The 13753-nt window shown below is 67.3% G+C and carries 13 protein-coding genes and 1 pseudogene; 8 read left to right on the forward strand and 6 right to left on the reverse strand.

All coding sequences use genetic code 11. The features are described 5' to 3' along the window. Window positions 1-2: 2 nt before the first annotated feature. Entirely contained in the window at window positions 3-1004 is a 1002-nt protein-coding gene (gene dhaK / locus G127AT_RS00490; protein ID WP_210898760.1) for a dihydroxyacetone kinase subunit DhaK, read from the reverse strand. Window positions 1005-1238: 234 nt separating this feature from the next. Here dhaK and G127AT_RS00495 point away from each other — a divergent pair, with 234 nt between their 5' ends. Next, a complete protein-coding gene (locus G127AT_RS00495; protein WP_425305873.1) occupies window positions 1239-1997 on the forward strand; it encodes an MIP/aquaporin family protein in 759 nt (252 codons plus the stop codon). A 110-nt stretch (window positions 1998-2107) separates the two neighbouring features. Further along, window positions 2108-3622 carry a glycerol kinase GlpK gene (glpK, locus tag G127AT_RS00500; RefSeq protein WP_210898764.1) on the forward strand — a complete coding sequence of 505 codons (1515 nt, stop codon included), beginning with the start codon at window positions 2108-2110 and terminating at the stop codon, window positions 3620-3622. A gap of 133 nt (window positions 3623-3755) precedes the next feature. On the opposite strand, the gene trpD is transcribed toward glpK, so the two are convergent. Further along, the gene (trpD, locus tag G127AT_RS00505; RefSeq protein ID WP_210898766.1) at window positions 3756-4808 is read right to left on the reverse strand and encodes an anthranilate phosphoribosyltransferase; all 1053 of its coding nucleotides are present in this window, start codon (window positions 4806-4808) and stop codon (window positions 3756-3758) included. A gap of 130 nt (window positions 4809-4938) precedes the next feature. Here trpD and ctaE point away from each other — a divergent pair, with 130 nt between their 5' ends. From ctaE to G127AT_RS00530, 6 genes and pseudogenes are all read left to right on the forward strand, one after another. Further along, on the forward strand, window positions 4939-5577 hold the full coding sequence (ctaE, locus tag G127AT_RS00510; protein WP_210898768.1) for an aa3-type cytochrome oxidase subunit III: 639 nt from the start codon (window positions 4939-4941) through the stop codon (window positions 5575-5577). 45 nt (window positions 5578-5622) lie between these two features. Then, entirely contained in the window at window positions 5623-6414 is a 792-nt protein-coding gene (qcrC, locus tag G127AT_RS00515) for a cytochrome bc1 complex diheme cytochrome c subunit (protein WP_210898769.1), read from the forward strand. 41 nt (window positions 6415-6455) lie between these two features. Continuing rightward, on the forward strand, window positions 6456-7535 hold the full coding sequence (gene qcrA / locus G127AT_RS00520) for a cytochrome bc1 complex Rieske iron-sulfur subunit (RefSeq protein WP_210898771.1): 1080 nt from the start codon (window positions 6456-6458) through the stop codon (window positions 7533-7535). Then, entirely contained in the window at window positions 7532-9136 is a 1605-nt protein-coding gene (gene qcrB / locus G127AT_RS00525) for a cytochrome bc1 complex cytochrome b subunit (RefSeq protein ID WP_210898773.1), read from the forward strand. Before qcrA ends, qcrB begins: the two co-directional genes overlap by 4 nt. Before the next feature lie 50 nt (window positions 9137-9186). After that, window positions 9187-9288: pseudogene (locus G127AT_RS16350) on the forward strand (putative RNA methyltransferase); the annotation flags it as partial. A gap of 48 nt (window positions 9289-9336) precedes the next feature. After that, entirely contained in the window at window positions 9337-10038 is a 702-nt protein-coding gene (locus G127AT_RS00530; RefSeq protein ID WP_210898775.1) for a class I SAM-dependent methyltransferase, read from the forward strand. Between the two features lie 57 nt (window positions 10039-10095). On the opposite strand, the gene ctaF is transcribed toward G127AT_RS00530, so the two are convergent. From ctaF to erpA, 4 genes are all read right to left on the reverse strand, one after another. After that, window positions 10096-10518, reverse strand: a complete 423-nt coding sequence (ctaF, locus tag G127AT_RS00535; RefSeq protein WP_210898777.1) for an aa3-type cytochrome oxidase subunit IV — start codon at window positions 10516-10518, stop codon at window positions 10096-10098. Window positions 10519-10521: 3 nt separating this feature from the next. Continuing rightward, window positions 10522-12255 (reverse strand): aa3-type cytochrome oxidase subunit I, encoded by a 1734-nt coding sequence (gene ctaD, locus G127AT_RS00540; RefSeq protein ID WP_210898779.1) that lies wholly within the window; start codon window positions 12253-12255, stop codon window positions 10522-10524. After that, window positions 12252-13154, reverse strand: a complete 903-nt coding sequence (gene ctaC, locus G127AT_RS00545) for an aa3-type cytochrome oxidase subunit II (RefSeq protein ID WP_210898781.1) — start codon at window positions 13152-13154, stop codon at window positions 12252-12254. Before ctaC ends, ctaD begins: the two co-directional genes overlap by 4 nt. 196 nt (window positions 13155-13350) lie before the next feature. Then, on the reverse strand, window positions 13351-13701 hold the full coding sequence (gene erpA, locus G127AT_RS00550; RefSeq protein ID WP_210898782.1) for an iron-sulfur cluster insertion protein ErpA: 351 nt from the start codon (window positions 13699-13701) through the stop codon (window positions 13351-13353). Between the last annotated feature and the right edge of the window lie 52 nt (window positions 13702-13753).

Raw genomic sequence — 13753 nt, forward strand, 5'->3', positions numbered from 1 at the left:
CCCTACCGGCCCCAGCGCAGCGACGGCGTCTGCACGGGTGCGTCCCACAGCTCGATCATCTCGTCGTCGAGCTTCACGAGCGTGATCGACATGCCCTGCATCTCGAGCGAGGTGATGTAGTTGCCGACGAGGTCGCGTTCGACCGCGATGCCGCGCCCGTCGAGCACGGCGGCGGCGTGCCGATAGGCGATGTAGAGCTCCATGAGCGGGGTGCCGCCCATGCCGTTGACGAAGAGCAGCACGCGGTCGCCGGATGCGTACGGCAGGTCTTCGAGGATCGGGTCGAGCAGGCGCTCCACGAGCGCGTCGGCCGGCTCGAGTTTGATGCGTTCGCGGCCGGGTTCGCCGTGGATGCCGATGCCGATCTCGACCTCGTCGTCGGCGAGCTCGAAACTCGGCTCCCCCGCATGGGGGACGGTGCACGGGGTGAGGGCCAGGCCCATCGAGCGGGCGTTCGCGTTCACACGCTCCGCGATCGCGGCGACCTCGTCGAGCGAATCGCCGCGTTCGGCGGCCGCACCGGCGATCTTCTCGACGATGACCGTTCCGCCGACGCCGCGGCGGCCGGCGGTGTAGAGCGAGTCCTTCACGGCGACGTCGTCGTTCGTGACGACCGCCTTGACCTCTATGCCGTCGGCGGCGGCGAGTTCGGCGGCGGTCTCGAAGTTCAGCACGTCGCCCGTGTAGTTCTTCACGATGTGCAGCACGCCGGCACCGCCGTCGACGGCTTTGGTCGCTGCGAGGATCGGATCGGGCGTGGGCGAGGTGAACACGGCCCCGGGCACGGCAGCGTCGAGCATCCCGAAGCCGACGTAGCCGGCGTGCAGCGGTTCGTGCCCCGACCCGCCGCCGGAGACGAGCCCGACCTTGCCTGCGATCGGCGCATCCGCCCGCACCACGTACAGCGGATCCGTCTCCACCCGCACGAGATCCGCATGCGCCCGGCCGAAGCCGTCGACGGACTCGCCGACGACGTCTTTGGGATCGTTGATGATCTTCTTCACGACTTCCCCTTCCCCTCGAGCTGCGAGAGCCGTGCGCCCCATGCGCGTCCGCTCCGACGCAGCACCCCCGCCCAAGCTACGCCCTCGGCACGGCCGAAGGTAAGGGGGCACGGCGGCTTTCGCGTCGGACGATTGCCCGCGCGCCCATTTCCCGCGAGGCCGTTGGTCGGTATCGTGAGCAATGATCCGCCCGGGGGGCGCGGCCCGTCGGGCATGGCGAAGGGGGTAGTCCAAGTGAATCTCGGTACCGTGTTCGTTTCCGAGCTCGTGGGCACGGCGATGCTCGTGCTCCTCGGGTGCGGGGTCGTGGCGAACGTCGCGCTCATCAAGACCAAGGGCTACGAGGGCGGCTTCCTCATGGTCAACGTCGGCTGGGGCCTCGCGGTCTTCGCCGGTGTGATCGTGTCGTACGCCTCCGGCGCCCACATCAACCCGGCCGTCACCCTCGGCCTCGCGCTGAACGGCGGCGTCGCCGGCAACACCGAGTTCGTGCCCGGGATCCCGATCGATTTCCTGTCGATCCTCGTGTACATCCTCGCGCAGATGATCGGCGCGATCCTCGGCGCCGTCTTCGTCTGGCTCGCCTACAAGCAGCACTTCGACCAGGAGCCCGACCCGGGCGCCAAGCTCGGCGTGTTCTCGACGGGCCCCGCGATCCGCTCCTACGGCTGGAACTTCGTCACCGAGGTCATCGGCACCTTCGTCCTCGTGTTCGTCATCATCGGCTTCACGAACGGCGGCACGCCGGCCGAGCTCGGTGCGATCCCGGTCGCCTTCCTCGTGCTCGTCATCGGCACGTCCCTCGGCGGGCCGACCGGCTATGCGATCAACCCGGCCCGCGACCTGGGTCCGCGCATCGCGCACGCATTCCTGCCGATCCACGGCAAGGGGTCCAGCGACTGGGCCTACTCGTGGGTGCCGGTCTTCGGGCCGGTCGCGGGCGGCCTCCTCGCGGGCCTGGCAGCCGTGCCGCTGCTGCCGATCCTCGCCTGACGCCGGTGGATGCCGGGGGTCGCCGCCCACGGCGCTTCCGGCATCCCGGCGTACCATCATCCACCACCACGCCGACGTGGACGTCGGCATCCACTCCGTGAGAGGACGACATGGCCGACTACATCCTGGCGATCGACCAGGGCACCACATCCACCCGCTCCATCATCTTCGACAAGGCCGGCTCGATCGTCGCGACCGGGCAGATGGAGCACGAGCAGATCTTCCCCAAGGCCGGCTGGGTCGAGCACGACCCCGCCGAGATCTGGCGGAACACGCGGGAGGTCATCGGCCTCGCGCTGGGGCGGGCGAACCTGACCCGCCACGAGATCGCCGCGGTCGGCATCACGAATCAGCGCGAGACCGCCGTCGTCTGGGACAAGACGACGGGCGAGCCCGTCTACAACGCGATCGTCTGGCAGGACACGCGCACCCAGCCGATCGTCGACCGCCTCGCCGCCGACGGAGGCGTCGAGCGGTTCAAGGACATCGTCGGGCTGCCGCTGGCCACGTACTTCTCCGGCACGAAGATCGTGTGGATCCTCGAGAACGTCCCGGGCGCGCGCGAGAAGGCCGAGGCCGGCGAACTGCTGTTCGGCACGACCGACACCTGGGTGCTCTGGAACCTCACCGGCGGCCCGGAGGGCGGCGTGCACGTCACCGACGTCACGAACGCCAGCCGCACCATGTTCATGGATCTCGAGACCCTCACGTGGCGCGACGACATCCTCGAGGCCTTCGGCGTTCCCAAATCGATGCTGCCCGAGATCCGCTCCTCGTCCGAGGTGTACGGCACCGTCGAACCGTCCAGCCTGCTGCGCGAGACGCCCGTGGCCGGCATCCTCGGCGACCAGCAGGCCGCCACCTTCGGGCAGGCCGCGTTCGAGACCGGCGAGTCGAAGAACACGTACGGCACCGGCAACTTCCTGATCTTCAACACGGGCGAGGAGATCATCCACTCGAAGAACGGGCTGCTCACGACCCTCGGCTACAAGCTCGGCGATGCGAAACCGCACTACGCCCTCGAGGGTTCGATCGCGGTCACCGGTTCGCTCGTGCAGTGGATCCGCGACAATCTCGGGCTGATCTCCTCCGCCCCCGAGATCGAGACGCTCGCCAAAACCGTCGACGACAACGGCGGCGCATACTTCGTGCCGGCGTTCTCGGGCCTCTTCGCGCCGTACTGGCGACCGGACGCGCGCGGGGCGCTCGTCGGCCTCACCCGCTACGTGAACAAGGGGCACATCGCCCGTGCGGTGCTCGAGGCGACCGCGTTCCAGACCCGCGAGGTGCTGGATGCCGTCAACGCCGACTCGGGGGTGGATCTCACCGAGCTCAAGGTCGACGGCGGCATGATCGCCAACAACACGCTCATGCAGTTCCAGGCCGACATCCTCGGCGTGCCGGTCGTCCGGCCGGTCGTCGCCGAGACGACGGCCCTCGGCGCCGCCTACGCGGCCGGGCTCGCGGTCGGATTCTGGTCGGACCTCGAAGAGCTCCGTCGCAACTGGCAGGAGGATTCCCGCTGGGAGCCGGAGATGGACGAGGCCGAGCGGGCGCGTCAGCTGCGCCTTTGGAAGAAGGCGGTCACGAAGACCTTCGACTGGGTCGACGACGACGTGCGGTGATCGCGTCATCCGCGAGTGGATGCCCCGCGCCGGCAGGCGGTGCGGGGCATCCGTGCGCTCAGGCCTTCGTGGCTGCGAGCTCGGCCGTCGGCGACGGCCGGCGCTTCGCGGACCGGAGCGCGGACGTCGGGGATCAGCGCTTCGTGGCCGAGATCCATTCGGCGAGCTTGGCGGCGGCGGCGCCGCTGTCGATCGCCTCGGCGGCGACGGCCATCTTCTCGCGGAAGCGCTCGAGGATGTTCCGCTGGAACTCCTCGGGATCCTCGGCGAGGGCGTAGGAGACGAGTCCGGCGGCGGCGTTCAGGACGACGATGTCGCGCACCGGCCCCGGTTCGCCGGCCAGGGTGCGGTGCACGATCTCGGCGTTGTGGGGGGCATCGCCGCCGATGAGATCGTCGATCTTCGCGCGGGCGAGACCGAGATCGCGCGGATCGAGGTCGTGCTCGCGCACGGTGCCGCCCGAGACCTCCCACATGTGGCTGTGGCCGGTCGTCGACAGCTCGTCGAGGCCGTCGTCGCCGCGGAAGACGAGCGCCGTGGCGCCACGGGTCTGGAAGACGCCCACGATGAGGGGCACGCGATCCAGGTGCGCGACGCCGACCGCGGAGGCTTCGGGGCGGGCCGGGTTGCAGAGCGGGCCGAGGAAGTTGAAGACCGTCGGCACGCCGAGGGCGGATCGGACGCCGGCCGCGTGGCGGAATCCCGGGTGGAACGCGCCGGCGAACGCGAAGGTGATGCCGGTCTCGTCGAGCACGCCCGCGACGCGCTCGGGGGGCAGCGCGAGGTCGATCCCGAGCGCGGCGAGCACGTCGGAGGAGCCGCTGGCCGAACTTGCGGCGCGGTTGCCGTGCTTGACGACCGGCACGCCCGAGGCCGCGGCGATCACCGAGGCCATGGTGGAGACGTTGACGGTGCCGAAGCGGTCGCCGCCGGTGCCGACGATGTCGAGCGCCATGGGATCCACCGGCAGCGCGACGGCGTGGTCCAGCACCGCGTCGCGGAAGCCGACGATCTCATCGACGGTCTCGCCCTTCATCCGCAAGGCCACGAGGAATCCGGCCAGTTCGGCGTCGCCGGCCTCGCCCGTCATGACCCGTTCCATGGCCCAGGCGGCATCGGCGACGGAGAGGTCTTCGCCGTCCATGAGCGCGGAGATGAGGGTCGGCCAACGGGTCTGCTCGGGCATGGATCGATCCTAGTCGTTGGATTCACGGTGGATTCGCGGGCGAAACTCGGCGGCGATTAGGCTTGCATCAGCATCCGCAGTGGCGGCACACGTTCCGCCTGATCAAAAACCGCTGGGAGTTTCGGCCATAATGGGAAACGTGACGAGCACCTCAATCACTCATCAGGCGAGTGCGCCCCTGATCAATCGACCGAACACCGTCGCGGTGGGAACGATCGTCTGGCTCGGCAGCGAGGTGATGTTCTTCGCCGGTCTGTTCGCGATCTACTTCACCCTGCGCGCCATGTCGCCGGAGCTCTGGACCTTCGAGGCCAACCGTCTGAACGTCACGTTCGCGGCGATCAACACCACGGTCCTGGTGCTCTCCTCCTTCACCGCGCAGTTCGGCGTCTTCGCGGCGGAGAAGATGAAGCCGTACGCCTCGGGCTGGAAGCCGACCCAGTGGGGCATGGTCGAGTGGTTCTTCCTGAGCTTCGCGATGGGCGCCGTCTTCGTCGCCGGCCAGGTCATGGAGTACGCGCAGCTCGTCGGCGAGGGCATCGCGATCGACTCCAACAGCTACGGCTCCGCGTTCTACCTGACGACCGGCTTCCACGGCCTGCACGTCACAGGCGGTCTGCTCGCGTTCCTCTTCGTCATCGGCCGCGCCTTCGCCGTCAAGACCTTCGGCCACAAGGAGGCGACGAGCGCGATCGTCGTCTCGTACTACTGGCACTTCGTCGACGTCGTGTGGATCGGCCTGTTCGTCGTCATCTACATCCTCAGATAACCCGGGAGCGAGCAACACAGCATGACTGCGAACAGGAAGAGATCTATGACCCGCTCGAAGCGCCGCACCGGACGCCGGCATCCGCTCGCCACCGTCGCGCTCCTCGCGCTCGGGCTCGTCTTCACGGGCGGCGCGTACGCCGCCTTCAGCACCGGCACCGCTCAGGCCGAGGCCGACCTCAGCTCCCAGCAGACGATCGAAGAGGGCAAGAAGCTCTTCCAGGCGAACTGTGCGACCTGCCACGGGCTCGAGGCCCAGGGCACCGGCGACGGCCCGAGCCTCGTCGGCGTCGGCGCCGCATCCGTCGACTTCCAGGTCGGCACCGGCCGCATGCCGATGCAGATGCAGGGACCTCAGGCCGAGCAGAAGCCGGTGCAGTTCACCGACGACCAGGTCAAGCAGCTGGCCGCCTACGTCGCCTCGCTCGGCCCCGGCCCCGAGATCCCCGAGGAGCACCTCGTCAACGGCGGCGGCGATGCCGCGAACGGCGCCGAGCTCTTCCGCATCAACTGCGCCATGTGCCACAACGTCGCCGGTGCCGGCGGTGCCCTGACCGAGGGCAAGTACGCGCCGGCCCTCACCGACGTCTCGGGCGTGCACATCTACGAGGCCATGGTCACCGGCCCGCAGAACATGCCGGTCTTCAACGACCTGAACATCAGCCCGGAAGACAAGCGCGACATCATCACGTACCTGAAGTACGTGCAGGACAACCGCTCCCCCGGCGGGTTCGAGCTCGGTTCGCTCGGCCCGGTCGCGGAGGGTCTGTTCATCTGGATCTTCGGTCTCGGCGCCATCGTGGCGATCACCGTGTGGATCACGGCGAAGTCGAACTGACCGCGTCCGCACCGAAGCAGCAGCTCTAACAGAGGAGAACCATGGCACAGGACGACAACAGCGGCGCTGAACTCGCCGCCGTCGACCCGTCGCACGCCGCGAACGAACTCGTCCCGTCCGGGACCGCGGTCATCGATCCGGATGCGTTCGAGAACCCCGGCTTCCCGCCGCACCGCCCCCGCGTCACGGACGAGAACCCGAAGCGCGAGAAGCGCGCGCAGCGCACCGTCTACACGCTCTTCTACCTGTCGATCCTCGGCAGCGTGTGGGCGATCGCGGCATACATGCTGTTCCCGATCGAGTCGAACGACGTCGGCGCCGTCCGGCTGAACAACCTCTTCATCGGCATCGGTTCGGCCCTGGCCCTCCTCGCGCTCGGCTTCGGCATCGTGCACTGGGGCAAGGCCGTCATGAAGGACGTCGAAGTCGTCGACGAGCGCCACCCGGTCGGCGGCAACGTCGACAACCGCGAGGCCGCGATCAAGGTGTTCAAGGATGCCGACGAGGAGTCGGGCTTCACCCGGCGTTCGGTCATCCGCAACAGCCTCATCGGCGCACTCGTGGTCTTCCCGCTGCCGGCCCTCGTGCTCTTCCGCGGGTTCGCCCCGCAGGACCAGCTGCCGGCCGAACTGCTCAGCCACACCATGTGGAAGAAGGGTTCGAGGCTCGCCCTCGACCCGTCCGGCGTGCCGATCAAGGCCTCCGATGTCACGATCGGCAGCGCCTTCCACGTCATCCCCGAAGAGCTGAAGGACGTCAGCCACTCGCACGGCTACCTCGAGGAGAAGGCCAAGGCCGCAGTCCTCCTCATGCGTCTGAACCCCGAGGACCTCACGGAGCAGGCCGACCGCAAGGACTGGTCCTACAACGGCATCGTCGCCTACTCGAAGATCTGCACCCACGTCGGCTGCCCGGTCGCCCTGTACGAGCAGCACACGCACCACCTGCTCTGCCCCTGCCACCAGTCGCAGTTCGACGTCACGAACCACTGCGAGGTCATCTTCGGCCCGGCGAAGCGGCCGCTGCCGCAGCTGCCCATCACCGTCGACGACGAGGGTTACCTCGTCGCGCAGAGCGACTTCACCGAACCCGTCGGCCCGAGCTTCTGGGAGCGCCATTGAGCACCGCAACGTCCACTGCGCCGAAGAAGCGCTCGTTCACCGCGGCGGCGTCGAGCTACATCGACGAACGCACGAGCGTCTCGACCTTCGTCAAGGAGCTCGGCCGTAAGGCCTTCCCCGATCACTGGTCGTTCCTGCTCGGCGAGGTCGCGCTCTACAGCTTCGTCGTCATCCTCATCTCGGGCACGTTCCTGACCTTCTTCTTCCAGGCCTCCATGGCCGAAGTCCACTACGAAGGCTCGTACGTCCCGCTCAAGGGCGTCGAGATGTCGGCGGCCATGGCCTCGACCCTCGACATCTCCTTCGACATCCGCGGCGGCCTCTTCGTCCGTCAGATGCACCACTGGGCCGCCCTGCTGTTCGTGGCCTCCATCGGCCTGCACATGCTGCGCATCTTCTTCACGGGTGCGTTCCGGAAGCCGCGCGAGCTGAACTGGGTGATCGGCTTCACGCTCTTCATCCTGGCCATGGCCGAGGGTTTCACGGGCTATTCGCTCCCCGACGACCTGCTCTCGGGCAACGGCCTTCGCATCATCGACGGCATGGTCAAGGGCATCCCGCTCATCGGCACCTGGACCTCGTTCCTGCTCTTCGGCGGCGAGTTCCCGGGCACGGCGATCGTCGGCCGCCTCTACTCGCTGCACATCCTGCTGCTGCCCGCCATCATCGTCGCGCTCATCGCGCTGCACCTGCTGTTCGTCGTCGTGCACAAGCACACGCAGTACGCCGGGCCCGGCAAGACCGAGAAGAACGCGGTCGGCCCGCCCGTCCTGCCCGTATACGCGGCCAAGGCCGGTGGCTTCTTCTTCATCGTCTTCGGCGTCATCGCGCTGATCGCGTCCCTGTTCACGATCAACCCGATCTGGAACTACGGACCGTACGACCCCTCCCCCGTGTCGGCCGGTACGCAGCCGGACTGGTACATCGGCTTCGCCGACGGTGCGCTGCGCCTCGTGCCCCCGGGCTGGGAGTTCGTGTGGCTGGACCGCACTTGGTCGTTCAACATCATCGCGCCGATCCTGGTGCTCGGCGGGTTCATCGTCACCGTGCTCCTGTACCCCTTCATCGAGGCGTGGATCACCGGCGACAAGCGCGAGCACCACATCGCCGACCGCCCCCGCAACGCCCCGACGCGCACCGCGATCGGCGCCGCCGGCGTCACGTTCTACGCCGTGCTGTGGGCCGCTGCGAGCTCCGACCTCATCGCGACGCACTTCCGCCTCACGATGGAGGGGGTCATCCACTCCCTGCAGGCGCTGCTCATCCTCGGCCCGATCATCGCGTACTTCGTCACGAAACGCGTCGCCATCGCGCTGCAGAAGAAGGATCGCGAGATCGTGCTCCACGGGTACGAGTCGGGTCGCATCGTGCGTCTGCCCGGCGGCGAGTTCATCGAAGTGCACCAGCCGCTTGACGAGTACGACCGCTGGCGCCTGGTGAGCTACGTGGATCACCAGCCCGTCATGCTCCGCCCCAACGAGCAGGGCAAGATCACCGGTCGCATGCGTTTCCGCGCAGCACTCACCCGCTGGTTCTTCGAGGACCGCATCGCCCCGGTCAGCCGCGGCGAACTCGAGCAAGGCGAGCACGGGCACCACTGATCGACGCAGCCGAATCCGGGCACCGCACCCTCTCCGACCTCTCGGAATGGGTGCGGTGCCCGAACTGCTTCCTGGATCTCGAGCCGCTGGGCGAACGCACCCTCGGATGCGCGAACGGGCACCGCTTCGATCTCCATCGCCACGGATACGCCACGCTGCTCCCGCCACGGGCACCCGCGCATCGCGGTGACACCCGTGACATGCTCGTCGCCCGCGACGCCGTCCTCGCGTCCGGGCTCTACGCTCCGATCGCGGATGCGGTGGCGGAGGCCGCCTCCCCGGCGCTCCACGGCCCCTCTGCGGCGCTCATAGACCTCGGGTCGGGTACGGGGCATTATTCGGGAGTCGTCGCCGCACACGCCCGCTCGCGGCCGCGCATGCTCATGGCCGACCGATCCCCCGCCGCAGTGCGCTGGAGCATGCTCGCCGAGCGCGGCTCCGACGGTGTCGTCCTCGACACCTGGGCACCGCTTCCGATCCGGGATGCGGTCGCCGACGTCGTCCTCGACGTCTTCGCACCGCGGAACCCGCCCGAGTTCGCCCGAATCCTCCGCCCCGGCGGCAGGCTCATCGTCGTCGTCCCCCGCCCTGAGCACCTCCGGGAGCTCCGCACGGGCGGCAGGATGCTCGATGTCCCCGGCGGCAAGGCCACGGCCGTGCTCGAGCAGTTCTCGGGTCTTCTGCACGCCCTCGAGCCCCGCCACATCCATGCCATCGTCCGGCCCACGCCCGCGCAGGCGGCCGCCCTGCACGACATGGGCCCGTCAGCGCATCACGGCAGCCCCGAAGACGGCCATTCCGGAGCCGACGACACGAACGGCACCGATCACGCGAACGGTACCGCCCGCACCGTCGATGGCATCACCGTCTCCGTAGACGTCCTGACGTTCGTCGCACGGTAAGAACGCAGAAGGCCGGCTCCCGAAGGAGCCGGCCCTGTGCCTGCGTGCGGTATTCGCTCAGCGCGCGAAGTTGCCGCGGTAGTACTCGTACACCCAGCCGACGAGGCAGATGATCCCGAGGACGGCACCGATGAAGGCGATCCAAACGCCGACCGCGAGACCGAGCATCAGGAGAGCGGCAGCACCGGCGAGCGCAATCGGCCACCAGCTCCACGGGCTGAAGAAGCCGAGCTCGGGGTCCCCGTCATCGATGTTCGCATCGAGGCGGTCCTCAGGCAGTTCAGCGCCTTGCGCCCGGTGAACTCGCCCCAGGTAGAAGGCGATGAATCCACAGAGAACCGCACTCAGCGCAACTGCGAGCGAGCCCGCCCACTCAGGGTGCGTCCAGTTGTTCTCGGCCAGGGTCCACACCGCATATACAACGGCGACCGCTGCCATGAAGACCGCAATGATCCAGAAGATAACGACATTGGCGCGCATGGCTTACTTGACCTCTTCCGTCGACGCGTCGTAGGTGAGGGCATCGGGCGCGTCCTTGACCGGGCCGACGCCGACCGGCATCCCGGCCTCGGGATGGTTCAGGTCGAACGCCGGGCGCTCCGAGCGGATGCGCGGGATCGACGTGAAGTTGTGCCGCGGCGGCGGGCAGCTCGTCGCCCACTCCAGCGATCCGCCGTAGCCCCACGGGTCGTTGACCGTGACCTTCGGCGCCTTGCGGGCCGTGATGTACACGTTCAGGAAGAACGGGATGAGCGAGACGGCGAGGATCGCCGCACCGATCGTCGAGAGCTGATTCATCCAGGTCACGCCGTCTTCGGGCAGGTACGAGTAGTAGCGGCGGGGCATGCCGACGACGCCGATCCAGTGCTGGATGAGGAAGGTCATGTGGAACCCGATGAACAACAGCCAGAAGTGCCACATGCCGAGCTTCTCGTTCAGCATCTTGCCCGTCCACTTCGGCCACCAGAAATAGAAGCCGGCGAACATCGCGAAGACGACCGTGCCGAAGACCACGTAATGGAAGTGCGCGACGACGAAGTACGTGTCGGAGACGTGGAAGTCGAGCGGAGGGGAGGCGAGGATGACGCCGGTGAGGCCGCCGAAGACGAAGGTGATGAGGAAGCCGAGCGACCACACCAGCGGTGTCTCGAAGGTCAGCGAGCCGCGCCACATGGTGCCGATCCAGTTGAAGATCTTCACACCCGTCGGAACGGCGATGAGCATCGTCATGAGCGCGAAGAACGGCAACAGCACCGAACCGGTCACGTACATGTGGTGCGCCCACACCGTGACCGACAGGGCCGCGATCGCGATCGTCGCGTAAATGAGGGTCTTGTACCCGAAGATCGGCTTGCGGCTGAAGACGGGGAAGATCTCGGAGACGACGCCGAAGAACGGCAGGGCGAGGATGTAGACCTCGGGGTGGCCGAAGAACCAGAAGAGGTGCTGCCAGAGGATCACTCCGCCATTGGCGGGATCGTAGATGTGCGCGCCGAAGACGCGGTCGGCAGCCGCGGCGAGCATCGCGGCCGCCAGCACGGGGAACGCCATCAGCACGAGGATCGACGTCACGAGGGTGTTCCACGTGAAGATCGGCATGCGGAACATCGTCATGCCGGGCGCACGCATCGTGATGATCGTCGTGATGAAGTTCACGCCGCCGAGGATCGTGCCGAAGCCCGAGAGACCGAGTCCGAGCATCCACAGATTGCCGCCGACGCCCGGTGAGAAGGTCGTAGACGCAAGCGGTTGATAGGCGAACCAGCCGAACGAGGCTGCACCCTGCGGCGTGAGGAAGCCGGCGACGGCCATGAGCGAACCGAAGTTGAACAGCCAGTAGGAGAACGCGTTCAGTCGCGGGAATGCGACGTCGGGCGCGCCGATCTGCAGCGGCATGAGCGTGTTCGCGAAGCCGAAGAAGAGCGGCGTCGCGAACATGAGCAGCATGATCGTGCCGTGCATGGTGAACAGCTGGTTGTACTGCTCACGCGTCTGCACGATCTCCAGCCCGGGCTCGAAGAGCTGGGCGCGGATGACGAGCGCCATCACGCCCGCGATGCAGAAGTAGATGAACGAGGTGATCAGGTACATGTACCCGATGACCTTGTGGTCGGTGGAGGTGATCCACTTGACCAGGATGTTGCCCTTGCGCTCCACCTTCGAGGAGCCGAGCGGCGAAGTGCGGGGCGGCCGAGCTGGTGCGGTCGTGGTGCTCATTCGGCTTCGTGCTCCTCTTTCAGTTCCGGCTCGCCGGTGCCGGGCAGGTTCTGGTTGCGGTCGAACTCGTCGGAGAGCTGGCCCTCCTGACCGGCGGCGCGCAGCGACTCGATGTAGTCCTCGTACTCGGCCTGCGAGACGACCTCGACGTTGAAAAGCATGAGCGAGTGGTACTCGCCGCAGAGCTCGGCGCACTTGCCGGCGTAGGTGCCTTCGCGCTCGGGCACGAACGACATGTAGTTGTCCTTGCCCGGGTACATGTCCTTCTTGTACAGGAAGTCGACGACCCAGAAGGAGTGGATCACATCGCGCGACTTCAGCTCGAGCTCGACGTTCGCGCCCACCGGGAGGACGAGGGTCGGCAGCTGCGACTGGTCGACGGCACCCGGCTCGCCGCCCTCGTCGAGCTGGCCCTGGATGCCCGGCTCGTAGACGTCCTCATCGACGTAGTTGAAGTCCCACGCCCACTGTTTGGCGATGACCTCGACGTGCACGTCGACCTCGTCGGCGGCGAAGCGCTCCTCGATCGCGGCCTGGTCGCGCGCTGTGAAGGCGAAGAAACCGAGGACGAGGATGAGGGGCACGACCGTGTAGAAGATCTCGATCGGCATGTTGTACCGCAGCTGAACCGGCAGGCCGGTCTGGCCCTTGCGACGGCGGTAGGCGATGACAGCCCAGATCGTCAGCCCCCAGGTGATGACGCCGACGACGAGGAGCACGATCCAGGAGGTGACCCACAGGCCGGAGATGCGCTCCGTGTGGTTCGTCACCGGGGACTCGCCTTCGACGAATCCCGGAAGGAATCCGTTCAGCTGAGCCTGAGTGCAGCCTGCGAGGACGAGGCTGAGTGTCGCTGCAATCGGAATAGCAGCCCATCGGAGACGGCGATTGTGGCGCACCGGTGACCTTTCGGGAGACTCGAAGACGCTTCACGGAGAAGCGCGTTGATCGTCACTTAGCCTACTCCCACTCCCCCGCCGGGATGTGCAACGGGCACGCGCTTCGTCCCCGTTCGACGACGGATCCGCGCCGTCATCTGGGGAAAGAAAACGGGGAGCCTGCATGTTGCAGGCCCCCCGTCGACGGGTTCTCGGCTCAGTGGAACGAGTCGCCGCACGCGCACGAACCCTGCGCGTTGGGGTTGTCGATCGTGAAACCCTGCTTCTGGATGGTGTCCTCGAAGTCGATCGCGGCGCCGTCGAGGTAGGGCACGCTCATCTTGTCGACCACGACCTCGACGCCGTCGAAGTCCGCGACCGCGTCGCCGTCGAGCAGCCGCTCGTCGAAGTACAGCTGGTAGATGAGACCCGAGCATCCGCCGGGCTGCACGGCCACGCGCAGGCGCAGGTCGTCGCGACCCTCCTGGTCGAGCAGGCTCTTCACCTTCGCGGCCGCCGTGTCGCTCAGGAGCACGCCATGGGTGGCTTCGCTGATCGTCTGGGTCATCTCACTCCTCGATGCGATCGAAATCGGTATGGACGGTCGCCGATGGCACCGT

Source organism: Agromyces archimandritae, from assembly GCF_018024495.1.
GTDB classification, from domain to species: domain Bacteria; phylum Actinomycetota; class Actinomycetes; order Actinomycetales; family Microbacteriaceae; genus Agromyces; species Agromyces archimandritae.

Bases quoted from the DNA above. Each gene is read 5' to 3' on its own strand.
- glpK (WP_210898764.1), top strand. From the start codon at position 2,108: ATGGCCGACTACATCCTGGCGATCGACCAGGGCACCACATCCACCCGC.
- trpD (WP_210898766.1), bottom strand. From the start codon at position 4,808: ATGCCCGAGCAGACCCGTTGGCCGACCCTCATCTCCGCGCTCATGGAC.
- ctaE (WP_210898768.1), top strand. From the start codon at position 4,939: ATGGGAAACGTGACGAGCACCTCAATCACTCATCAGGCGAGTGCGCCC.
- qcrC (WP_210898769.1), top strand. From the start codon at position 5,623: ATGACCCGCTCGAAGCGCCGCACCGGACGCCGGCATCCGCTCGCCACC.
- qcrA (WP_210898771.1), top strand. From the start codon at position 6,456: ATGGCACAGGACGACAACAGCGGCGCTGAACTCGCCGCCGTCGACCCG.
- G127AT_RS00530 (WP_210898775.1), top strand. From the start codon at position 9,337: ATGCTCGTCGCCCGCGACGCCGTCCTCGCGTCCGGGCTCTACGCTCCG.
- ctaF (WP_210898777.1), bottom strand. From the start codon at position 10,518: ATGCGCGCCAATGTCGTTATCTTCTGGATCATTGCGGTCTTCATGGCA.
- ctaD (WP_210898779.1), bottom strand. From the start codon at position 12,255: ATGAGCACCACGACCGCACCAGCTCGGCCGCCCCGCACTTCGCCGCTC.
- erpA (WP_210898782.1), bottom strand. From the start codon at position 13,701: ATGACCCAGACGATCAGCGAAGCCACCCATGGCGTGCTCCTGAGCGAC.